This window comes from Paenibacillus cremeus, assembly GCF_007786445.1.
Taxonomy (GTDB): domain Bacteria; phylum Bacillota; class Bacilli; order Paenibacillales; family NBRC-103111; genus Paenibacillus_G; species Paenibacillus_G cremeus.
The window spans coordinates 53,681-75,953 of record NZ_VNJI01000002.1; the positions used below are offsets into that span (position 1 = coordinate 53,681).

A 22,273-nucleotide genomic window follows, 5' to 3' on the forward strand; every position below is an offset into this window, starting at 1 on the left:
AGTCCATTAAGTCCTGGAAGGTTCTAAGATGATCTGCTCCGGAAGCTCTTTGGGAGGCTGCTCCAACACCTTAACGTTCTTGTCTTTAGTTACACGGTTAACAAAGAAGGATAGGAACAGCGCGATGACCGCGAACAGCGTAGCCACCAAAAACGCATCATTGATTCCTTTGATGGTCGATTCCTGTGCTGCTTTTCCATACAATGTCTGAAGAGCAAGCGCTTGTCCTGCCTGCTCCGGCAATCCAGTCGCGGCGGACATCATGGAGGAGAGTCCCTGAAACATACTTACGATTTGCGGGTGGCTTGATGTGATTGCATTAGCATAGTCTCCCAAGTGAATGGTAGTTCTTGAGGTCATGACGGTGACGAGCAAAGCAGTCCCGATAGAACCGGCAATTTGCCGCATCGTGTTCGACATCGCCGTGGCATGAGAGGCGAGCTGAAGCGGCACTTGATTGAGACCGGCTGTTTGGATTGTCATCATCATAAACGACATGCCAAAGCTCCGGGTCGTATACAACAGCAAAATATGGCTATAAGGCGTTTCAGAAGTGAGCCTGCTGAATTCCCAGGTGGTCACTGAGGTAATAATCAAGCCGATAATCGCCAATGGCCTGGCCCCGATTCGATCGAATAAGGCGCCTGAGATTGGAGACATGACACCCATGAGCAGCGCCCCGGGAAGCATCAGCAGCCCAGCCTGCAGCGGGGTAAACCCTCGAATGTTTTGCAAATAGATCGGCAGCAGAATCATGCCTCCGAACATGGTTAAGTTGATCGCCGCGCCAATGATAGTTGTCAGTGTAAAGATGTTGTAGCGGAATACCCTAAGCTCCAGCAGGGGCTGGTCAATCCGCAGCTCCCGCAAGACGAATAAGGCGATAAACAGAGCGCCGACCAAGAGAAAACAGATGACCGTAAAGCTTCCCCAGCCTTTGCTGCCCGCTTCGCTGAAGCCATAGAGCAGACCTCCGAAGCCGAGCGTTGAGGTAACGGCACCCCAACCGTCAAACTTGGGAAATGTAGGCTTAATCACATTTTTCAGCCATTTCAGCGCTAGCATGATGTCGATAATGCCAAGCGGGATCATCATGATGAAGAGGATGCGCCAGGTGTAATTCTGCACAATCCATCCAGCCAAGGTCGGACCGACTGCCGGAGCAAAAATCATGGCAATGCCCATTGTTCCCATCGCCGTGCCTCGTTTTTCAGGTGGAAAGACGGTCAGAAAAACGCTCATCACGAGCGGCATCAAGATGCCTGCTCCAATCGCCTGCAGGATGCGTCCGGCGAGCATAATGGTGAAATTGGGCGTGATGGCACAGACGACAGAGCCGGCCGTAAAGAACAGCATAGCGGACAAGAACAGGCTTCTGGTTCCATAGGTCGCGATCAAATAAGCAGTAATCGGGATCAATACCCCATTGACCAGCATATACGCGGTTGAAAGCCATTGGGCTGTCGTAGCGGACATATTGAAATCGGTCATTAAATGGGGCAGAGCGATATTGATCAGCGTTTGGTTCAGGATGGAAATGAATGCCCCCAGAAGAAGGACAGAGAGGGTCCTGCCGACATGAATATTTTCCTTTTCCATAGGCCCTCTATATATGAACGCGAATTGTCGCGCTCATCCCTGGAGCCAGCGCTACCCCTTTGTACCCCTCAAGCACAATTGTGATAGGGAGGACCTGAGCTACTTTGGTGTAGTTAGCTGTTGTATTGGAGCTTGGCAGCAGCGAGAACGAGCCGGCGGTCGCCAGACCGATTTTGTCTACTTTGCCGGATAAGACCGTTCCAGGAAACGAATCAACGTACACGTCTACCAGCTGTCCAACTTTAATATCGTTGTAACGCTTCTCGTCGATATTGGCTGTAACCCATAAGCTGTTCAAATCGTAAGCGCGAGCCAGTGCAGTACCTGCACCCACGAATGAATTGGGTACAATGGTCTGCTGAACGATCGTGCCGCCCACTGGAAAATCCACATCGATCTTTGCGGTTTGTCCGGGTGCCGAGATCGCCCCGACCCGATCGCCGGCATTATACTGCTTGCCGACCTGCCCATACCAGTCTGTCAGCTTGCCGGTAGCGGCGGCTGCAATGGTAATTTGCTGCCCGTCCACGCGGGCGTTATCGGTGCTGATATAGTTTGCGTTCTGGTTGTAATAATAGACCCCTGCGCCTAGTCCAGCCACAATTATCAAGATTACAACCACGTTAATAAGCAGCATTTTTGAGTTCATACGAGCTCCTCCTCAGTCCTCGATATCTTCTGTTAGATTGAGGATGGCGCTAACTTTTTATTCAAATGTGTGGTAATTTTGGTTATAATAAAAGCAGATTACATAACATCAGTACAACCGGTAAAGGGAGGGCTCACATCATGTTCAAACGCTTCTATATGCCTCTGTTTATTCATCCGGACACGTGGCAAAAATTGGGCTTCCGTAAACATTTTGACGATTATGTAAGCAGGCATTACGGTTTGCATTAATACGAATCACAATAGGAGATCAGCAATGAAAAAGAACGCTTCAAGCTTTCGCTCGAGGCGTTCTTTTTTTTCATGCATTCCGCGATTCTACGGATGGATATCGCATTTATTTTTGATAAAACGGATTTGATTCTCCAATCGATTGACCTGCTGCTGCGTGTCAAGATTGTCGGTGTCAGAGCTCTGCAAAGCGTCCAGCTGGCTCTGCAGCTCGTGAAGATCAGTTCCTGCGCTTGCGCAGTTATAATTGCTCTCCAGGTTATCAATCATGATATAAGGCACCTCCATAGCGGTTGAGTTCGTTGTTAGTATGAGTCGCCCGCGATGAAGTATGCTAGCTCGTCGGATGCAATTACAGGATGGAACGCGTTGTCTGAAGCACGGGGGCCTCCTCCGGTTGCATTTCGGAATAGAGCTCTTGAGCCCACTCCAGCCAGCCTTCCGGAAGCCGCTTGAGGATGAAGCTGCGCAGCTCGCTGCTGGAAACTGCCAAATCATAAATCAGCTTCTCATAGATTTCGAGGATCGCGTCGAATTCGAGCCCGACATCATCGAGCAGCAGTTCTTTATAAGCGCTTTCATTATTGTTGAAATGCCGGTAGATCAAGCCATCATAAATTTCCGTAATCAGACCATTCTGAACACGAACAATTTTCTGACATGATTTTTGCATTGAATCTACTCCTTGACATAGGATAAACCCATTATAGCACAAGAAAAGTTCGCTTATTGCAGAATATTGTAAGGGCTTCCGTGAATTTTTGAGTGCGATATTGGTTAGCTTAAGAAAAGTAGGCGAGGAAGGTCTAATACAAGTCAGCTTTCGTTACATATGAAAGTAGCTTATGCCGGACCCGCTGGAAGCATGCTAAATCCAGAGCGTCGATCGGGGTTTTGAACTATGATTAGTCGCAGCATTGATCATCATCACGTACCTATAATGGGAACGGCCCATGTGGATCGAAGCACCAAGAAACTGCTCATGAGGATCCCCCATGGGGCCATCGCGGTCATTGCGCACGACGATTTGGACGAGCTGGCGGTTCAAGGACTGCTGCAGGCGAAGGTCAAAGCGGTTATCAACGCAGGACGAACGATGAGCGGGCGAATCCCATCCAGTGCAGTATTGCCGCTATTGGATGCGGAGGTGCCGATCTATGAAATGGAGCCGGTCCATTTTGACTTACTTGAAGATGAACCTGAAATTGTGATTGCGAATGAGCAGCTTATGGTGCATCCGTACGGATCCATACCCTGCCGGCAGTTTACAAGACAGGATTGGTTTCAGCGATTCCAAACGGCCAAAGATGGCGAAGCATACGAGTTGAAAAAGTTCGTCGAGAACACCCTGCGGTACGCCGAGCTGGAAAAGGAATTTCTATTTGAGCCGCTCAAAAGCCGGGAGCTGAGGACGAGCTTCAGAGGAAGGTCCGTTGTAGTTGTCGTGAGAGGCAGCGGATATCAGGCGGATCTAGTGTGCTTACACGATTATATTCAGGCGGTACGCCCAGTGCTCGTAGGGGTCGACGGGGGAGCGGATGCGCTGCTGGAGCAAGGATATCAGCCGGATGTCATTGTCGGAGATATGGACAGTGTTTCTGACAAGGCGCTGCGCTGTGGTGCGGAGCTAGTTGTTCACGGTTACCGGAGCGGTGCGGCTCCCGGATTGGTACGGCTGGAGCCGCTGGGACTACAATCTGCTGCTGTCATCGTGGCGTGCGGTGGGACGAGCGAGGATTTGGCGCTTTTGCTTGCCTATGACCACCAGTGTGAAGAGATCGTCACCGTTGGCTTGCACAGCCACATGCATGATTTTTTGGAAAAAGGCCGCAATGGCATGGGCAGCACCTGGCTTGTGCGCATGAAGGTTGGCAATCGATTGATGGATGCCAAAGGGATCAGCCGGTTGTTTCCATACCTACAAAAGCAGACAAAACCATGGCCGCTGCGAGCGCAAAGCTTGCTGGACAAGCTAAAGCCGAAGCTGATTTTACCGCAATGGTTCCGAAGGGAGAGTGAACCGCATGGCACCGCTCATATCCGTCATCATTCCCGCTTGGAATGAGGAGGCGAGGCTTCCAGAGACGCTAAAAGCATTGGATACATACCGCATGACAAGACCGCAGATCGCTGGCATCAGCTGCAAATTCGAGTTCATCGTCGTTGACGACGGAAGCACCGACGGAACGTGCAAAGCAGCGCTTCCATGGGTCGATCTGGTGCTCCGGATGCCCAAAAATCAAGGGAAAGGAGCCGCCATTCATGCCGGTGCGAAGGCGGCTGCTGGAGAAATTTGTGTGTTTTTGGATGCCGATCTCGGAGGCTCCGCTATGAATTTTCCTCTGCTGATTGAGCCGCTTCTGCGGGGGGAGGCGGACATGACGATCGCTGAGCTGCCGCGGGCGGTAAAGCCAGGGGGACTGGGTCTCGTAAAAAAGCTGGCTAAGCACGGTGTTCTCGCTTTAACCGGGCTGTCTGCAGCCGCACCGTTATCGGGGCAAAGGGCGGTTCGCAGAGAAATTTTGCAGCGGAGCGGTCGTTCTTTTCCAGGCTTCGGCGTAGAGGTCGGCATCTTGATTGACGCTATTAAGCTAGGCTACCGGATTCAAGAGCTGCAGATTCCATTCACCCATCGCGAAACCGGACGGGCATGGCGCGATTGGCTGCACCGGGGGAAGCAATTTTATGCGATCAGCCGAACGCTTTGGCAGTGCTGGCGAAGACCGGTATGCTGATGGGATGGGTCACATGGGTGCTCGAAGTAGGGGGATTATTTGCAGCAGGAGCCCTGTTTTTGCCGAGGTTGATGAAGTTTCTCACGGCGCATAAAGTGACGGACACGAACTATCATGGAGATTCGATTCCGACAGCGAGCGGACTGCTGCTATTGCTGGTCCTGCTGTGCGGTTACTTCGTTTATCGACTGGTTCCTTCCGTGCCTATCCATGTATCGACTGAATACATGCTGTCGCTTACCTTGGTTGGCGCGGCGGGCTTGCTGGATGATCTGATCGGCGATAAGCAAATCAAAGGCATCGAGAATCATTGGCGAGCCTGGAGACATGGAAGCGCAAGCACGGGAGTGGTGAAAGCTGCAGTGGTGGGGACCGCGAGTTTGCTTCTTTTTGCGGGCAGCGGCGAGGTCTCAGGAATGGGGAAATTGCTGCTGGCGACTGGGCTGTCGCTGCTGATGAGCAACGGGATGAATTTGCTCGACGTTCGGCCGGGACGCGCCTTGAAGGGCTATTTTTTATTGTGGGTGCCTTTGGTGGTGGGGAATGATGGGAAGCTGTTCTTGGGTGGGGAGGTGCTGCTGCTGATCGGAGCGGGGCTTCTGGCTTATCCCGATTTACGGGGGAAGCTCATGCTGGGCGATACCGGAGCGGGAATGCTCGGCTTTGCGCTGGGTGCAAGCTATATTGCCTATACTCCGGTCTATCTGCAGCTGGTGGTGCTGGGGGTCGTGGCGGCGCTTCATGGTCTGACCTGGAGGCGTTCTCTGTCGCGAATCATTGAAAGCCACCGATGGCTGCAGCGGCTCGATGAATTCGGGCGAGGGCGGATAGGGGAAAGGTAGGAGAGGTTCAGTACCTACCTTTTTTTGCGTTTGGCGCGGAAGCGGGGAGCTACATAGTTGCGTTTGCGGTCGCGGAAAAATGTCCAACCACCAATAAAAGCGACACCGGCGGCGAATAAAATTAAGCCGAGCGTAAATTTCCCCCAAGGGATGCCTGCAGCTGCGGCGTTTGGATCAAACTGGGCAAACAGCGCATCTTTCATGGCAAGAAAGCCATAGGTAGCAGCTAAGCCTGGAATAACGAGCAGTAAGATGGCGATAAAGCGTGAAATGATGAGTCTCATGAGGTGCTCCTTTAGTTCTGTTCAAAATACGCGTACCTGATCTACGTTACCACAATTTCATTAAGAATTCATGCCGATTTTGAAAATTGGACTATATTTCTGCGGCAAAATAAGGTTATTATAAAGAGAATCATAGGAGCAGGAGGAATTTCTTAATGACGCAAACTTATGATGTGATCGTACTTGGCGGTGGCATCGGCGGCTATACGGCGGCTATTCGTGCTGCGCAGCTGGGTAAGAAGACCGCGATTGTAGAACAGGACAAGCTGGGCGGGACATGTTTACATAAAGGGTGTATACCTAGTAAAGCATTGCTTCGGAGTGCTGAAGTTTACGCGTTGATGAAGGAAAGCGACCGGTTCGGCATTGAAGCGTCCGGGGTACAGCTGGATTTTGCCAAAGTGATGAGCCGCAAAACCGCGATCGTAGAGCAGCTTCACGGCGGAGTACAGTATTTGATGAAAAAAAATAAAATCGACGTGTTTCAAGGCAGAGGGAGGGTCATCGGTCCTTCTATTTTTTCGCCGCGCAGCGGGACGGTTTCGGTGGAGCAGGAAGACGGTGAGATTTTGACGCTGGTTCCTGAAAAGCTGATTATCGCTACGGGCTCCAGGCCTAGAAGTCTGCCAGGACTTGCGACGGACGGAACGACCGTGCTGAACAGTGACGATGCGCTGCGACTGGAACAATTGCCAGAGTCGATCCTCATCATTGGCGGCGGTGTTATCGGAGTGGAATGGGCGTCGATGCTGAGCGATTTTGGTGTAGCGGTGACGATCGTCGAATACGCTCCGCGTCTGGTGCCATCAGAGGATGAGGACATCTCCCGCGAGCTGGAGCGACTGCTCAAAAAGCGCGGAGTCACAGTGAAAACCGGAGCTAAGGTGCTGGCGGACACGCTGCAAAAGGGAGAAACCTCCGTCTCGTTAACGGTGGAGCATAAAGACCAGCAAGTGGTGCTGACGGCAGAAAAAGCGCTGGTTTGTGTCGGACGTCAAGCGAATGTAGATGGCATCGGGCTGGAGAACACGGACGTGAAGGTCGAAAATGGCGTCATTCGCGTGAACGAAATGATGCAGACTGCCGAGTCGCACATTTATGCGGTGGGCGATTGCATTGGGGGCTTACAGCTGGCCCATGCGGCTGCACATGAGGGTATCGTGGCGGTCGAGCATCTGGCTGGACACAAGCCGCATCTGTATTCGCCGCACCAAGTGCCACGCTGTGTTTACTCGCGCCCGGAGTTGGCTAGCGTTGGGCTCACTGAGCAGCAGGCGAAAGAGCGGGGACATCAGATCAAGACGTCGAAGGTGCATTTCAAAGCGCTTGGGAAGGCGCTCGTGTATGGGGAAAGCGACGGCTTCGTGAAGGTGATTGCCGACAAGGAGACGAACGATCTGCTAGGAGTACATATGATTGGCGTGCACGTAACGGACTACATTTCGGAGGCGGCGCTGGCGCAGCTGCTCGAAGCCACCCCTTGGGAAGTGGGACAAACGATTCATCCGCATCCGACGCTGTCCGAAATTCTCGGCGAAGCAATGCTTGCCGTAGACGGCCGGGCAATCGGAATATAATTGTGTTCATAAACCAAACCGTTTATAATAAACATATAGTGCTAAGTATTAGCACCAGGTATTAAAGTTTGGTTTTAAGAAACACGATACATAAGGAGGCGTTTACTCCATGTCCATCGGACAATTGATGAAGCATCGACAGCTTGGGCTTTCGGACCAACAAGCCATCGAGATGTACACATACATGCTGAAAGCGCGCAGATTTGATGAGCGTGGTTTCGTACTGCAGCGGGCCGGTAAAATCGCCTTTCACGTTTCCGGCATCGGGCAAGAGACAGCGCAGGTAGCGGCTGCATATGCGTTAGAGAACGGGAAGGATTACTTCCTTCCTTACTATCGCGATTACGGGTTTGTACTGACCGCGGGCATGAGCATGCGGGAGCTGATGCTGTCCGTGTTTGCCAAGGCGGAGGATCCGAACAGTGGCGGCCGCCAAATGCCGGGGCATTTCAGCCATAAGAAATTGAACATTGTAACCGGCTCCTCTCCGGTGACGACGCAAGTGCCGCATGCGGTAGGCTTTGCGCTGGCTGCGAAGATGAAGAAGCAGGATTTCGTCGCGTTTGCGACCTTTGGTGAAGGCTCCAGCAACCAGGGCGATTTTCATGAGGGCTGCAACTTTGCCGGTGTACATAAGCTGCCGGTTATTCTCATGTGCGAAAATAACCAGTATGCCATCTCCGTTCCGCTGCATAAGCAGATTAGCGGCAGCATTGCCGAGCGCGCGATCGGCTACGGCTTCCCTGGCGTGAAGGTGGACGGGCGCGATCCGCTCGAGGTGTACCGCGTGGTGAAAGAAGCACGCGAGCGAGCGATCCGAGGCGAAGGCCCAACGCTCATCGAAGCGGTTATGTACCGCATTTCGCCGCACTCGACGGCCGATAACGATATGCTGTACCGGACGAAGGAAGAGGTGGAGCTGGAGAAGTCGAAGGACGGGCTGCCTCTGTACAAAAAATATTTAATCGATTGCGGCCTATGGAGTGAAGAGCAGGATCAGGAGCTGTCCGAGCAAATCAAGCAAGAGATTACGGAAGCGACGAATTACGCAGATCAAGCGCCATTCCCGACGCCGGAAGATACGATGCGGCATGTATACGCCGAGAAAGGGGAGGTGTAGCGCATGGCAGTCATTACATACTTGGAAGCGATTCGTACCGCGATGAAGGAAGAGATGGAGCGGGACGAGAACGTGTTTGTGCTTGGTGAAGATGTAGGCAAAGGCGGCGTGCTTAACGCTACAAAGGACCTGAGAGACCAATTCGGCGAAGAGCGGGTTATGGATACGCCTCTGGCGGAATCCGCGATTGCAGGCGTAGCGATTGGAGCGGCGATGTACGGCATGAAGCCGATTGCAGAGATGCAATTCGCGGACTTTATTTTCCCGGCGACGAACCAGATCATCAGCGAGGCGGCCAAAATCCGCTACCGCTCCAACAACGATTGGAACTGTCCGATCGTGGTACGAGCTCCTTACGGAGCTACCGGAGGCGGCGCGTTGTATCACTCGCAATGTCCGGAGTCGGTGTTCTTCGGCACACCGGGAATTAAGATTGTAGCGCCATCCAATCCGTACGATGCGAAAGGGCTGCTTAAGGCGGCGATTCGCGATGCGGATCCGGTGCTTTATTTTGAACATAAAAAATGCTATCTTGGCGTCACGGGAGAAGTGCCAGAGGGCGATTATATCGTGGAGATCGGCAAAGCGGATGTGAAGCGGGAAGGCAGCGACATTACGGTCATTTCCTACGGAATCACCGTTCAGTATGCGCTCCAAGCGGCGGAGGAATTGGCCAAAGAAAGCATCAGCGTGCATATTCTCGATCTGCGGACCTTGCAGCCGCTCGATAACGAAGCGATTTTGCAAGCCGCGTCGAAGACCGGCAAGGTGCTCATCATCCACGAGGACAATAAGACCGGCGGCGTGGGCGCCGAAGTATCCGCGATCATTGCAGAGGAGCTGCTGTTCGAGCTGGATGCTCCGATCATGCGGCTGTGCGCACCGGACGTTCCGGCCGTTGGGATGAACCCTCCGATGGAAAAATTTTATCTGCTGAACACGGACAAGATTAAAGATGCCATGCGGAAGCTGGCGTTGTTTTAGGGGGAACGAAGCATGAGCGACAAGAAGATGGGGACGGAGGTTACCGTCCCTCATTTGGCGGAAAGTCTCGTGTCGGCGACGGTCGCCAAGTGGCTGAAGCAGCCGGGCGATGTGATCGATCAGTACGATGTGCTGTGCGAGCTGATCACCGATAAGGTGACCGTTGAGATGCCTTCTCCGATTGCAGGCACGCTGACGCAGCTGCTTGTAAGCGAGGGCACGACAGCGGCTGTTGGGGAGGCCATCTGCATGATTCTGGAGCCGCATCAAGCCGCTGCAGCAGGTGCATCTGCAGGCACTGCAGGCTTGGCGGGGAATACCGCTTCTGCAGGCCGCAAACCAGCGGATGGAGAGGCTGGCATGAGTGCGAGGTATTCTCCGGCGGTATTGAAGCTGGCAGGAGAGCATGGCATTACGCTGAGCGAAGTGACAGGAACCGGACTTGGCGGACGAATTACGCGTAAGGATATCGAACATTACATTGCTTCGGGTGGTAGGGTTGAGGGAGCCGTTCAGTCCGTAGAGGATACGAACGCCGCCGCTTCTGCCGCTGCCGCCGATGCGGGCGTCTTCATTGCGTCGCCGCCTAAAGTTCCGGTGCGCACTACGGGCATTCACTTATCCCAGACCCCGCCGCTTCCGAACGTGGAGGTTATTGGGCAGCCGCTGGAAGGCCGCGGAGAGACGCTGATGGACGTGACCCCGATGCGCAACGCCATCGCCCGGAATATGCGTCAGAGCAAGACGGAAATTCCGCATGGCTGGATGATGATCGAGGTTGACGTGACCAATCTGGTGCTGCTGCGCAACAAGCTAAAGGGCGAGTTCATGAAGCAGGAAGGCGTCAACCTGACGTATTTGGCCTTTTTGCTGAAGGCGGTCGTCAATGCGATCAAAGACTATCCGATCATCAACTCGGTATGGGCCGTCGATAAAATTATCGTCAAGCGCGATATTAACATTTCGCTGGCCGTAGGTACGGAGGATTCCTTGGTAACGCCGGTCATCAAGAAAGCGGACCAAAAAAATATCGCCGGTCTCGCACTCGAGATCGACGCATATTCTAAGAAAGCCCGAGCCGGCAAGCTGACGCTGGACGATCTGCAGGGGGGCACCTTTACGGTAAACAATACCGGCTCCTTCGGTTCGATTCTGTCGTATCCGATCATCAACTACCCGCAGGCAGCGATTCTCACCTTTGAATCGATCGTGAAGAGGCCGGTGGTGATTCAGGATATGATCGCCGTGCGCTCGATGGCCAACCTCTGCTTGTCCCTCGATCACCGAATTCTGGACGGCGTCATCTGCGGCCGCTTCATGCAGCGCGTGAAAGAGAATCTCGAGGCTTACAATCAGGACACGAAGCTGTACTAAAGTCGCAACCGTTACAGCGGAGGAATTCCGATGTCGGTTGTCGGCCAGCTGCCCAGGGAGTTACATAAACAGGTTCACCGTAAACAAGATGGTGGACAGCAGCATGGATGCGATCATGAAATAAATGACGATTTTAAAAATGAGCTTGTTTTGCAAATGAATTCAACTCCTTCACAGGATTACTACACACATTTTAACTCAAACAGTGAGGCGGAGGAAAGTCGATGATACAACAAAAACGTTTGGTGGACGAATTTTTGGAATTGGTGCAAATTGACAGCGAGACGAAGTATGAGCAGGAAATCAGCCGCGTGCTGAAGGAAAAGTTCACATCGTTGGGCTTGAAAGTAGAAGAGGATGATACGGCTGCGGTAACGGGCCACGGCTCCGGCAACCTGATCTGCACGCTCCCTGCGACTTCTAGTAAGGCGCTGCAAAAGCTGTTCTTCACCTGCCATATGGATACGGTCACACCGGGCAAAGGCATCAAGCCGCAAATCGGCGACGACGGCTATATCCGCAGCGATGGTACGACAATTCTAGGCGCGGATGATAAAGCGGGTCTGGCTGCAATGATCGAGACGATCAAAGTGCTGAAGGAAAATAACATCGAGCACGGCCAAATTCAGTTCATCATTACAGCAGGCGAAGAGTCCGGCTTGCGCGGCTCCAGAGCCATGGACGCCAAATGGATGGACGCGGACTTCGGCTACGCGCTGGACTCCAGCGGCAAAATCGGCGATATCGCAGTAGCGGCTCCTACGCAGGCGAAGATTTATATCACCTTCACCGGTCGTTCCGCTCACGCTGGGGTGAACCCGGAGGATGGTGTAAGCGCGATTACGGTCGCTAGCAGGGCCATTTCCAAAATGCCGCTCGGCCGCATCGACAATGAGACAACAGCGAATATTGGCCGCTTCGAAGGCGGAGTGCATGGCGCGACGAACATCGTGGTGGAATGCGTGAAGCTCGAGGGCGAGGCTCGCAGCATCGTCAACGAGAAAATGTACGCACAGGTAGAAAAAATGCGTGCAGCCTGCGAGCAAGCGGCGCAGGAGATGGGCGCGCAGGTCGAGTTCGTCAGCGACGTCATCTATCCTGCTTACATGCACAATGACGAGACGCCAGTCGTGAAGCTCGCGATGAAGGCGCTGAGCGATGTCGGCTGCACGCCTAAGACGTTCCATACGGGCGGCGGCAGCGATGCCAACATGTTTAACGGCTTCGGCATCCCAACCGTGAATCTGGCAATCGGGTACTTGGATATCCATACGACCAAGGAGCGCATTGCAATTTCCGATCTTGTAAAAACAGCGGAAGTGGTCGTACAGATCGTCAAAGAGGTTGCCCAAGGGTAACTCACATACAGCTTAAGTCAACGCTGCTTCTACGTCGAACAGCAGGGGAACGCGCCATCAAGTGGCCGTTCTCTTGCTGGGAGTCGGAAGCAGCGTTTTTGTGCCATCAGCTTGGTGACTCGAAAGGGGGGAGCAGATTTGGGGATTGCATGGGAGCTGGGAACGGTAAAGGACATTGTGGGTGTGCGGGGCACAGAGCAGGAAGTTATGCTTACGATGGCGGACGGGAGCTGCTGCCGGGCTGTTCACGATCTTACGGCGTTTGAGCCGCTGGAGCCGGGGGATCACGTGCTGGCAAACGTAACAGCGGTATCGCTTGGGCTAGGTACCGGCGGCGTTCATTTTGTTCATGCGCCGCTACAAACGAATAGGCCGACGCCGCTCTTCGCTCCTGGCCCTGGCCCTGGCCACATCATGAAGCTGCGCTACACGTCGCTTCAGCGAAGCGTGCTCGCGGCCGAGGAGGAGGCCAGCCCTCACCATGCGGTACTGGCCGGCGCCAGGTCGCTGGAGCAGCTGCCGGTGCTGATCGGCGAGCTGCACAGCATGCTGCCGGCTGCAGTCAGCTGGCTGCGATACCGCACAGGCATGGGCAATTCCAACATGATGCGTCCGCTGCGGATCGCGTATATCATGACGGACGGCGGGTCGCTGCCGCTTGCGGTCAGCCGCCATGCCGCCCGGCTGAAGGCGCTCGGCTGGCTGGCCGGGACGATCACCTACGGGCATGCCTACGGCGGGGATTTGGAGGCCGTGAACAAGTACACGGCGCTGCTTGCGGCGAAGCATGTGCTTCACGCTGATCTGGCCATCGTCACCATGGGGCCCGGAATCGTGGGCACGGGGACGGCCTTGGGCTTCAGCGGGATGGAGACCGGCGAGCTCGTCAATGCCGTGCGGGCATTGGGCGGGCTTCCGGTATTCATCCCGCGGATCAGCTTTGGCGACGCCCGGGAGCGCCACTGCGGGCTGAGCCACCACACGCGCACCGCGCTGGGCACGGCAGCGATCGCGGAAGCGATCGTGCCGCTGCCGCTGCTAGGTGCAGCGGAGCAGCTTCGCTTGCTGCGCGAGCAAGCGGAGGATCTGCTTGAGCGCGAGCACGAGCTGCGCTGGATCGCAGCGCCTGCGGTCGAGCAGATGGAGACAGCGTTTCAAGCGTATGAAGCGCCGATTACTTCGATGGGAAGGGGATTACTCGACGATCCGCTGTTTTTTGCAGCGGTTTGCGCTGCGGCCGACGCGGCTCTCCAGTTGATCTGCGCTTCCCCAGCCGCGAGCTCGGACCTGAATCCGTAAGCAGCTGGAGGAAGCTCTCAGGCTGCGACACAGCCTCGCTGCTGCAGCGGCCTTTTAAGGCTTCTTCGAGGGTGATATCCGGTGTAGACAAGCGAAGCAGTGTTTTGAGATGATTGCGAATTTCCCAAGCTTTGCCGACTAGGCGAACTTGATCAGGCGTATAGTAGGATTTCATAGGGCTTCCTCCCGATTGCTAGATTCATATAGTTCAGCCTATTCGCCTCTGTCGCCGTTTATGCTACCTGCATATGACAGAGAATTTGCAGAATCATGGTATAATGAACTTTATTGCCCAATTCGATGAAAAGAGGGATACGCGACATGACCGAATCAGCCAACCCGAAATTATTTGAAGAAGTCACCATTAGCACGACTCCGATTTTTGAAGGCAAAATCATTTCGCTGCAAGTCGACACCGTCAAGCTGCCCAATGGCGCCACAGCGACCCGCGAGCTGATCAAGCATCCGGGTGCAGTCGCTGTCCTGGCGCTCACGCCAGACGACAAAATGCTCGTCGTGGAGCAGTATCGCAAGCCGATCGAGAAAAGCCAGATCGAGATTCCAGCAGGCAAGCTGGACGCCGGTGAAGCCCCAGAGGGGGCTGCGAGACGGGAGTTGGTTGAAGAAACAGGCTACACTTGCGGCTCGATTCGGTTGCTCAGCTCTTTTTACACCTCCCCTGGGTTTGCCGATGAAATCATTCATCTCTACGTAGCCGAGGGCTTGATCAAAGGGGAAGCGACGCCGGATGAGGATGAATTTTTGACGCTGGAGGCGATCACGCTGGAGCAGGCGCAGGCTTACATTCGGGAGCAGCGGATTAGCGACGCCAAGACGATCATGGCCGTTCAGGCATGGCAGATTTACAAGCTGACGGGAAGCTACTAACGATGAAATCCTATTATGCCGACCTGCATATCCATATCGGACGGACGGAAGCGGGACAAGCGGTCAAAATCAGCGCGGCGAACAATTTGACATTCTACAATATCGCTAGGGAAGCATCCGAACGCAAAGGTATGGACATCGTCGGCATTATCGACTGTCATTCTCCGGGCGTGCAGCAGGAGATGCTGCATTATCTCGACACCGGCGAGATGGAAGAGCTGGAGGGCGGGGGCATTCGTTACCATCAGTCCACCATTATGCTGGGCAGCGAGATTGAGGTGCGCGACCCGGGCCTGGGAACGGCGCATTTGCTTGCCTACTTGCCTCGATTAGCGGATATGCAGAGCTTCACCGAATGGATGCAGCGCCACATGAAAAATGTACAGCTCAGCTCTCAGCGCATCTACGTGACCGCACGAGAGCTGCAGCAAGAGGTGCTGGACAGAGGTGGACTGCTGATTCCGGCGCACATTTTTACCCCGCACAAAAGCGTTTACGGGAGCTGTTCCACCCGGATGGAGCATCTGCTCAATTTGGACGGGATTGCGGCGGTGGAGCTGGGTCTGAGCGCCGACTCGGAGATGGCGGGGTACATCAGCGAGCTTGATAGGTACACGTTCCTGACCAATTCGGATGCGCATTCCCTGCCCAAAATCGGACGGGAATACAACAAGCTGCAGCTGGCGTCACCGACCTTCGAAGAATTTCGCCGGGCTCTCGCAGGGGAGGATGGCCGCAAGGTGCTCGCCAATTATGGCCTGAACCCGCGTCTAGGCAAGTATCACCGCACGTACTGCGCCGACTGCGGCAGCATCACGGAGGAACAATCGTCCATTGTGGAGCGCTGCAGCTACTGCGGGCATGCCAAAATCGTCCGAGGCGTGATGGACCGGATTCTGAGCATCGCCGACCGGGATGTCCCCTGGGTGCCTGAGTCTAGGCCGCCGTACTATTATCAGGTGCCACTGGAGTATATCCCGGGGCTGGGGCCCAAGCTGTTCGCCCGGTTAATCGAGCGCTTCGGCTCGGAGATGAACCTTCTGCATCGTACGTCCTTCGAAGAGATCGCCGAGGTGGCGGGAGAGACGATTGCGGACTACGTCATTCGCGCAAGAGAAGGCCGGCTTGAGCTGGAAGTAGGCGGGGGGGGCAAATACGGCAAAGTCAAAGGCTAGGCGTTGGTCCGACGACTCGGAATTTTCGCTTCAGTGGATCAGCGCCTACTGTCATAAAGAGCCTCTTCTAGTCATAACTTGTACTATTGACTAGCAATTGCAAGTTTGATAGGAGGCTAAGCACATGCTGCGGAATCGATCGGTAGAGCAGTATTTGAAGGAGCATATGTCGTTTTACATTTTCGTCGGCGTCATTTTCGTCACGGGTGTCGTCTTTGGCGCTGTGATGGTGAACGCCCTCTCCGTGGAGCAAAAAGAGGAAATCATGCGCTACCTCAGCAACTTTTTTTCCACGGTGCAATCAGGCGGACTGGAGGGCGACATTCCGGGCTCGTTCAAGGATGCCTTCGGCATGCATATGAAATGGCTGCTCATTATTTGGATCCTGGGTATGTCCGTGATCGGGCTTCCGCTGATCCTGATTCTTGATTTTTTGAAGGGCGTGCTTGTCGGGTTTACCGTGGGCTATATGGTCGGATCGCTGTCGTGGAAAGGGCTGCTGTTCGCGCTCGTCTCTGTCGTCCCGCAAAATTTGATCGTCATCCCGACACTGATGGTCTGCAGTGTAACCGCTCTGGCCTTCTCCGTCCACTTGGTGAAAAATCGCTTCATGTCGCGTAAAGGGGCGATCTACGAGCCTTTCATGCGTTTTTGCGGCGTCACGCTGGGCTCGGCGGTCCTGCTGGCAGGCGTTGCCATCTTTCAGGCGTATATGTCTCCGATGATGATGAAATGGGTTACCCCCATGCTCGTCTCGCTCGCCGCTTCTTAAAATGGTTTGACTTTCCCAGCAGCCTCCACCTATAATGAAATCAGGACTTCGCAGCGGTTTTGCTATGCATATTTTTGCTTATGCAAGGCCTTCAGGGGGAGAAGCATGGAATCTCGCATTGAAAAAATAAAGCAGCAGCTGCAATCGCAAGGCTACAAATTGACGCCGCAGCGCGAGGCAACCGTTCGGGTGCTGCTGGAGAACGAGGAAGATCATCTGAGTGCGGAAGATGTCTTCATGCTCGTCAAGGACAAGGCGCCAGAAATCGGTCTTGCCACCGTCTATCGGACTCTGGAGCTTCTGAGTGAGCTTCATGTTGTGGAGAAGATGAACTTCGGCGACGGCGTAGCCCGTTACGATTTGCGCAATGACAGCAATCATCACCATCATCATCATTTGATTTGTGTCCATTGCGGGACGGTCGATGAAATTATGGAAGACTGGCTGACTCCGTTAGAGGAACGGCTGGAGAAGGAATATTCATTTCAAGTTCTCGATCACCGATTAGATTTTCAAGGGATTTGCCACCGGTGCCGAGATAAGAACAAGAGCTGAGTCATTGCCCTTTGATCAGGTCCATCATAATGCAGATATACTCGCATTCTGAACACACCAAAACCTTCGTCTTGAGTTGGATCAAGCATGAAGGTTTTTTGCGTTCGTTACATATTCGCCGTGATTTGGCAAAACCTAAGCTCAGGATGGGTGAAGTGACAACGGATAGCTTCGAGCCGCTATAACAGTGCAGCACAGGAGGGGTATAGATGATCATTGGTGTTCCGAGGGAAATTAAAAATAATGAGAACCGGGTTGCGCTGACACCGGGGGGCGCCGCCATGCTGTCTGCCGCAGGAAATACGGTGCTGGTAGAGGCCGGTGCCGGGCTTGGCAGCGGGTTTGCCGATGAGGAGTATGCCAAAGAAGGCGCGAGCATTATGCCGACTGCCGCTATGGTTTGGAATCAGTCGGAGATGATCATGAAAGTGAAGGAGCCACTGGCATCGGAATTCGAGTATTTTCGTGAGGATCTAACTTTATTTACGTACCTGCATCTGGCTGCGGAGGCCGAGCTGACGGAAGCGCTTGTTCAAAGCAAAATGACCGGCATCGCCTACGAGACCATTCAGCTTCCGAACGGCAGCTTGCCATTGCTGACGCCGATGAGCGAGGTGGCAGGACGCATGTCCATACAGATCGGCGCGCAGTATCTGGAGAAGCTGTATGGCGGCCGGGGCATATTGCTGGGAGGCGTGCCGGGCGTGCCGCCGGCGGACGTCATCATTTTGGGCGGCGGGATCGTCGGCACGAACGCGGCAAAGATGGCGCTCGGACTCGGAGCGAACGTGGTCGTCATTGAACGGAGCGCAGAGCGTCTACGGTACTTGGACGATGTGTTCTTCGGCCGTATCCGCACGCTGATGTCGAATCCGTATAACATCGCTAATGCCGTGCAGAAGGCTGATCTGCTGATCGGAGCGGTGCTCATTCCGGGAGCACGGGCGCCGAAGCTGGTGACCGAAGAGATGGTAAAGCAGATGAAGCCAGGCTCCGTCATCGTGGATGTGGCGGTGGATCAAGGCGGCTCGATCGAGACCGTAGATCGGGTGACGACGCATAGCAATCCAACCTATGAGAAGCATGGCGTGCTGCACTATGCTGTGGCCAACATGCCGGGGGCGGTGCCGCGCACCTCGACGCTGGCGCTGACGAACGTGACGATCTCGTATGCGTTGGAGCTCGCGTCCAAAGGCGTGACAAGAGCACTCTACGGGAACCAATCGCTGAAGAAAGGCGTAAACACGTATCAGGGACATGTGACCTATGGAGCGGTGGCGGAAGCACTGGGACGGCCGTACTTGGCGCTGGACTCCCTTTTGCCGATCAGCTAAGTTGCTGCAGCGCTCATAAATCTTCCATCAAGATCATAGTCTACTCTAGGGCTTGTTTTCAAAAACCGGAGGGATAGACTATGATCTTTCATTTGCGCAAATGGACGGAGCGGTTCCGCTTCGTGCTGCTGTTCATCGCCTTTACCTTTGTGCTGTATCACGGCCTCATGCTCGTTTCCCGACTGCTGGAGCCAACGCCCAAGTACAAAGAACCGGCTGGACATGCCGTCAAAGTATTTCAGAGCGATCTATCCGGCATACCAGATGCCTTCCTCGGTATGGGTGAGCGGCTGAAGCTTTTTTATCGGATCGGTGAATAACTTTATGAACTGGCAGGAAAATGGTCCCTTAGTGTGGAAGTAAGTGAACTGCACCCGTTGTACAACGTAAAAGGGGAATGTTAACGAATGAAGCAGGAAGTAGAGTCATTTATCCGATATTTAGCCGCGGAACGAAGCTTAGCGCCGAATACGCTGGAGTCTTATGAGCGCGATATATCACAATATATTGAATACTTAGAGCAGACCGGCGTAACGTCTTTGAAGGAGAGCGGGAAGCTCAACATCTCTTCGTACCTGCTGAGACTAAAGCAGATGGGCCGGGCCTCCGCGACGCTGTCTCGATGTGTGGTGTCGATTCGCGCTTTTTACCAGTTTCTGGTCCGGGAGCGACTGCTCTTGACCGATCCCTCCCTCCAGGTGGAGGCGCCGAAGCTGGAGAAGCGCGTACCCAAGGTGCTGAGCGTTACAGATGTGGAGCGGCTGCTGGAAGCGCCTCATACGGCGACTCCGAACGGGATGCGCGATAAGGCGATGCTGGAGCTGCTGTATGCGACTGGCATTCGCGTGTCGGAGCTGATTTCACTGGATGTGGACAGCGTGCATCCGGCACTCGGCTTTATCCGCTGCGTGGGCAAGAACGAGAAGGAGCGCATTATTCCGCTCGGAAAAATCGCCTCGCAATGCTTGACCGTTTACATGGAGTCCATGCGGCCCAAGCTGCTGAAGCAGTCGAAACAGGAACACGCGCTGTTTATAAATCATTTGGGGACGCGAATTACGCGGCAGGGATTTTGGAAAATCATCAAGCGATATGCCGTCGAATCGGAGATTCGGGTGGATATTACGCCGCACACGCTGCGGCATTCGTTTGCCGCTCATCTGCTGGAGAATGGGGCCGATCTAAGGTCCGTCCAGGAAATGCTGGGGCATGCGGATATTTCCACGACCCAAATCTATGCTCAAGTTGCTAGAGGAAAAATGAAGGATGTGTACGACCGGGCGCACCCTCGTGCTCGAATCGAATCCTAATGTCATGGCTCGCCCCTCTCCAAGGGAGCGGGCTTTTTCATTTCCTGATTTTTGCAAACTGGCGCCGATTTTGCGATAATAGCCATGATGACAAGGAGGTGCTGTGATGAGATTTAAACGCATTTGTTTAATCGTACTCGATAGCGTCGGTATCGGGGAGCTTCCCGATGCGCCGCGGTTTGGCGATGCCGGATCGCATACGTTAGGACATATAGCAGAGCGGGTGCCGGCACTTCGGCTGCCGAATATGGAGCGTCTAGGACTAGGCAAGATCGAACCGCTGCAAGGCATTGCCGATGTCGATCAGCCGGGCGCCTACTACGGTAAAATGGCGGAGGTTTCCGTCGGCAAAGATACGATGACAGGCCATTGGGAGATCATGGGACTCAATGTGACAACGCCCTTCAATGTTTTTCCTGAGGGCTTTCCTCCGGAGCTCATTGAGCAGTTCGAGAAGGAGACCGGCCGCAAGGTGATCGGCAACAAGCCGGCTTCTGGTACCGAGATTCTGGACGAGCTGGGCGAAGAGCAGATGAAGACCGGAGCATGGATCGTGTACACCTCGGCGGACAGCGTGTTCCAGCTTGCTGCTCATGAAGAAATTATCCCGCTCGGCGAGCTGTACCGGGGCTGCGAGATTGCCCGCAGGCTGACGCTGGAGGACCCTTACGCTGTGGGGCGTGTTATAGCCCGGCCGTATGTCGGCAAGCCAGGGGCGTTCGCCCGGACGCCGAACCGTCATGATTACGCCGTCAAGCCGCCGGCGCCAACCGCTATGAATCTTCTCAAGGACGCGGATCTGGACGTGATCGCGATTGGGAAAATCAATGACATTTTTGACGGTGAAGGGGTTACGAAAGCGACGCCAACCAAGAGCAATCTGGACGGCATCCAGAAAACGATCGAGCTGATGGGGCACGACTTCCAAGGGCTGCTTTTCACCAACCTTGTGGATTTCGATTCGTTGTACGGTCACCGGCGTGATCCGGAAGGGTATGCAAAGGCGCTTAATGAGTTCGACGAATGGCTGCCGAAGCTGATGGAGAAGATCGGCGAGGAGGATCTGCTGATCTTAACAGCGGATCATGGGAACGACCCGATTCATGCCGGCACGGACCATACGCGCGAATATGTGCCGCTCTTGGTGTACAGCCCATCGCTGCAGCGCATGGACACGCTAGGCGTGCGCAGCACCTTTGCGGACATCGGTGCGACCGTATCCGAGAACTTCGGTACGGCAACGACCGGCAACGGGACTAGCTTTTTGCAGCAATTACAATAATCTTAGCAAGTATTTCAGGGAGGGGCGAAAACACATGGAACAAACCAACACGTTAACCAAAATTCAAGAAGCTGCAGCGTATATTCGCAGTAAATATGCAGCGAAGCCGGAGATCGGCTTGATTCTCGGCTCCGGGCTCGGCGTCATTGCCGATTTGGTGGAGCAGGCGGTCGTCATTCATTACGAGGATATCCCGCATTTTCCGGTGTCCACTGTTGAAGGGCATGCCGGCGAGCTGCTGCTCGGAACGATCGAAGGACGTCATGTTCTGCTGATGAAGGGCCGCTTCCATATGTACGAAGGCTATGGTGTGGAAACGGTATCCTTCCCGGTACGGGTAATGAAAGAGCTCGGCGTGGATAAGCTGCTAGTCACCAACGCAGCCGGTGGGATCAACACGTCTTATGTCGCAGGGGACTTGATGCTGATTAAGGATCATATCAACTTTACGGCGCGCAACCCGCTGATTGGGCCGAACTTGAACGAGCTGGGCGTCCGCTTTCCGGATATGTCCGAAGCGTACAGCAAGCGGATGCGTGAAGTGGCCAAAGCGGTTGCTGCTGAGCAGGGCGTCAAGCTGCAGGAAGGCGTCTACATCGGTCTGCTCGGACCATCCTATGAAACCCCGGCGGAAATTCGCATGATGCGTACGCTTGGAGCGGATGCGGTTGGGATGTCGACGGTCGCGGAGGTTATCGTGGCTCGCCATGCAGGCATTGAGGTGCTCGGCTTCTCCTGCATCAGCAACATGGCTGCAGGCATTTTGGATCAGCCGTTGTCTCATGCGGAAGTTATGGAAACGACAGAGCGCGTGAAGCAGACGTTTTTGAAGCTCATCTTGGGCGTCATCCCGAAGGTGTAAGCGATAGCGAAAAAAGGAGTGGC

24 protein-coding genes and 1 pseudogene are annotated in these 22,273 nt (G+C 54.2%); 18 read left to right on the forward strand and 7 right to left on the reverse strand.

Annotated elements, in window-relative coordinates:
* Positions 1–6: 6 nt before the first annotated feature.
* From FPZ49_RS02110 to FPZ49_RS02125, 4 genes are all read right to left on the reverse strand, one after another.
* The gene (locus FPZ49_RS02110) at positions 7–1,599 is read right to left on the reverse strand and encodes a DHA2 family efflux MFS transporter permease subunit (RefSeq protein ID WP_144842708.1); all 1,593 of its coding nucleotides are present in this window, start codon (positions 1,597–1,599) and stop codon (positions 7–9) included.
* Between the two features lie 7 nt (positions 1,600–1,606).
* Positions 1,607–2,248: an HlyD family secretion protein gene (locus tag FPZ49_RS02115; RefSeq protein ID WP_144842709.1), complete on the reverse strand. Its 642-nt coding sequence runs from the start codon at positions 2,246–2,248 to the stop codon at positions 1,607–1,609.
* 338 nt (positions 2,249–2,586) lie between these two features.
* On the reverse strand, positions 2,587–2,769 hold the full coding sequence (locus tag FPZ49_RS02120) for a DUF2524 domain-containing protein (protein WP_144842710.1): 183 nt from the start codon (positions 2,767–2,769) through the stop codon (positions 2,587–2,589).
* 82 nt (positions 2,770–2,851) lie between these two features.
* Positions 2,852–3,172 (reverse strand): hypothetical protein, encoded by a 321-nt coding sequence (locus FPZ49_RS02125; RefSeq protein WP_144842711.1) that lies wholly within the window; start codon positions 3,170–3,172, stop codon positions 2,852–2,854.
* Between the two features lie 228 nt (positions 3,173–3,400).
* Between FPZ49_RS02125 and steA the strand changes: the two genes are divergently transcribed.
* Genes steA through FPZ49_RS02140 form a run of 3 tightly spaced genes read left to right on the forward strand, consistent with a single transcriptional unit; the run spans position 3,401 to position 6,076 of the window.
* Entirely contained in the window at positions 3,401–4,564 is a 1,164-nt protein-coding gene (gene steA / locus FPZ49_RS02130) for a putative cytokinetic ring protein SteA (RefSeq protein WP_186445556.1), read from the forward strand.
* Positions 4,524–5,234 carry a glycosyltransferase family 2 protein gene (locus FPZ49_RS02135; protein ID WP_144842712.1) on the forward strand — a complete coding sequence of 237 codons (711 nt, stop codon included), beginning with the start codon at positions 4,524–4,526 and terminating at the stop codon, positions 5,232–5,234. The genes steA and FPZ49_RS02135 overlap by 41 nt, the downstream gene beginning before the upstream one ends.
* The gene (locus FPZ49_RS02140) at positions 5,228–6,076 is read left to right on the forward strand and encodes a hypothetical protein (protein WP_222429850.1); all 849 of its coding nucleotides are present in this window, start codon (positions 5,228–5,230) and stop codon (positions 6,074–6,076) included. The genes FPZ49_RS02135 and FPZ49_RS02140 overlap by 7 nt, the downstream gene beginning before the upstream one ends.
* Positions 6,077–6,090: 14 nt before the next feature.
* Here FPZ49_RS02140 and FPZ49_RS02145 read toward each other — a convergent pair whose 3' ends face one another.
* A complete protein-coding gene (locus FPZ49_RS02145) occupies positions 6,091–6,360 on the reverse strand; it encodes a DUF2627 domain-containing protein (protein ID WP_144842714.1) in 270 nt (89 codons plus the stop codon).
* A gap of 155 nt (positions 6,361–6,515) precedes the next feature.
* On the opposite strand from FPZ49_RS02145, the gene lpdA reads away from it, so the two are divergent.
* From lpdA to FPZ49_RS02165, 4 genes are all read left to right on the forward strand, one after another.
* Complete coding sequence (gene lpdA, locus FPZ49_RS02150) at positions 6,516–7,937, forward strand: dihydrolipoyl dehydrogenase (RefSeq protein WP_144842715.1); 1,422 nt, start codon at positions 6,516–6,518, stop codon at positions 7,935–7,937.
* A gap of 109 nt (positions 7,938–8,046) precedes the next feature.
* A complete protein-coding gene (locus FPZ49_RS02155) occupies positions 8,047–9,057 on the forward strand; it encodes a thiamine pyrophosphate-dependent dehydrogenase E1 component subunit alpha (protein ID WP_144842716.1) in 1,011 nt (336 codons plus the stop codon).
* 3 nt (positions 9,058–9,060) lie between these two features.
* Complete coding sequence (locus FPZ49_RS02160; RefSeq protein WP_144842717.1) at positions 9,061–10,041, forward strand: alpha-ketoacid dehydrogenase subunit beta; 981 nt, start codon at positions 9,061–9,063, stop codon at positions 10,039–10,041.
* 12 nt (positions 10,042–10,053) lie between these two features.
* Positions 10,054–11,415 (forward strand): dihydrolipoamide acetyltransferase family protein, encoded by a 1,362-nt coding sequence (locus FPZ49_RS02165; protein WP_144842719.1) that lies wholly within the window; start codon positions 10,054–10,056, stop codon positions 11,413–11,415.
* 60 nt (positions 11,416–11,475) lie between these two features.
* On the opposite strand, the gene prli42 is transcribed toward FPZ49_RS02165, so the two are convergent.
* The gene (prli42, locus tag FPZ49_RS35295) at positions 11,476–11,571 is read right to left on the reverse strand and encodes a stressosome-associated protein Prli42 (protein ID WP_186445557.1); all 96 of its coding nucleotides are present in this window, start codon (positions 11,569–11,571) and stop codon (positions 11,476–11,478) included.
* Positions 11,572–11,639: 68 nt separating this feature from the next.
* Here prli42 and FPZ49_RS02170 point away from each other — a divergent pair, with 68 nt between their 5' ends.
* Positions 11,640–12,773, forward strand: a complete 1,134-nt coding sequence (locus FPZ49_RS02170) for a M20/M25/M40 family metallo-hydrolase (protein ID WP_144842721.1) — start codon at positions 11,640–11,642, stop codon at positions 12,771–12,773.
* 138 nt (positions 12,774–12,911) lie between these two features.
* Positions 12,912–14,072: a DUF3866 family protein gene (locus FPZ49_RS36590; RefSeq protein ID WP_261381209.1), complete on the forward strand. Its 1,161-nt coding sequence runs from the start codon at positions 12,912–12,914 to the stop codon at positions 14,070–14,072.
* Positions 14,073–14,181: 109 nt separating this feature from the next.
* On the opposite strand, the pseudogene mciZ reads toward FPZ49_RS36590, so the two are convergent.
* Positions 14,182–14,247, reverse strand: a pseudogene (gene mciZ / locus FPZ49_RS37395) (Z-ring formation inhibitor MciZ); the annotation flags it as partial.
* Positions 14,248–14,393: 146 nt separating this feature from the next.
* Here mciZ and FPZ49_RS02185 point away from each other — a divergent pair.
* The 9 genes from FPZ49_RS02185 to FPZ49_RS02225 all read left to right on the forward strand — a co-directional run bounded on the left by FPZ49_RS02185 (position 14,394) and on the right by FPZ49_RS02225 (position 22,250).
* Complete coding sequence (locus FPZ49_RS02185; RefSeq protein ID WP_144842725.1) at positions 14,394–14,960, forward strand: NUDIX hydrolase; 567 nt, start codon at positions 14,394–14,396, stop codon at positions 14,958–14,960.
* Between the two features lie 2 nt (positions 14,961–14,962).
* A complete protein-coding gene (locus tag FPZ49_RS02190; RefSeq protein WP_261381211.1) occupies positions 14,963–16,135 on the forward strand; it encodes an endonuclease Q family protein in 1,173 nt (390 codons plus the stop codon).
* A gap of 124 nt (positions 16,136–16,259) precedes the next feature.
* A complete protein-coding gene (gene spoIIM / locus FPZ49_RS02195; protein ID WP_144842728.1) occupies positions 16,260–16,907 on the forward strand; it encodes a stage II sporulation protein M in 648 nt (215 codons plus the stop codon).
* A gap of 105 nt (positions 16,908–17,012) precedes the next feature.
* Positions 17,013–17,462, forward strand: a complete 450-nt coding sequence (gene fur, locus FPZ49_RS02200; RefSeq protein WP_144842730.1) for a ferric iron uptake transcriptional regulator — start codon at positions 17,013–17,015, stop codon at positions 17,460–17,462.
* Positions 17,463–17,671: 209 nt separating this feature from the next.
* Entirely contained in the window at positions 17,672–18,796 is a 1,125-nt protein-coding gene (ald, locus tag FPZ49_RS02205) for an alanine dehydrogenase (protein ID WP_144842732.1), read from the forward strand.
* A gap of 80 nt (positions 18,797–18,876) precedes the next feature.
* Positions 18,877–19,116, forward strand: coding sequence for a DUF4227 family protein (locus tag FPZ49_RS02210; RefSeq protein ID WP_144842734.1), 240 nt, complete (start codon positions 18,877–18,879; stop codon positions 19,114–19,116).
* Between the two features lie 87 nt (positions 19,117–19,203).
* Positions 19,204–20,106: a site-specific tyrosine recombinase XerD gene (gene xerD / locus FPZ49_RS02215; protein WP_144842736.1), complete on the forward strand. Its 903-nt coding sequence runs from the start codon at positions 19,204–19,206 to the stop codon at positions 20,104–20,106.
* A gap of 106 nt (positions 20,107–20,212) precedes the next feature.
* Positions 20,213–21,388: a phosphopentomutase gene (gene deoB / locus FPZ49_RS02220; RefSeq protein ID WP_144842738.1), complete on the forward strand. Its 1,176-nt coding sequence runs from the start codon at positions 20,213–20,215 to the stop codon at positions 21,386–21,388.
* Between the two features lie 34 nt (positions 21,389–21,422).
* Positions 21,423–22,250, forward strand: a complete 828-nt coding sequence (locus FPZ49_RS02225; RefSeq protein ID WP_144842739.1) for a purine-nucleoside phosphorylase — start codon at positions 21,423–21,425, stop codon at positions 22,248–22,250.
* Positions 22,251–22,273: the final 23 nt, after the last annotated feature.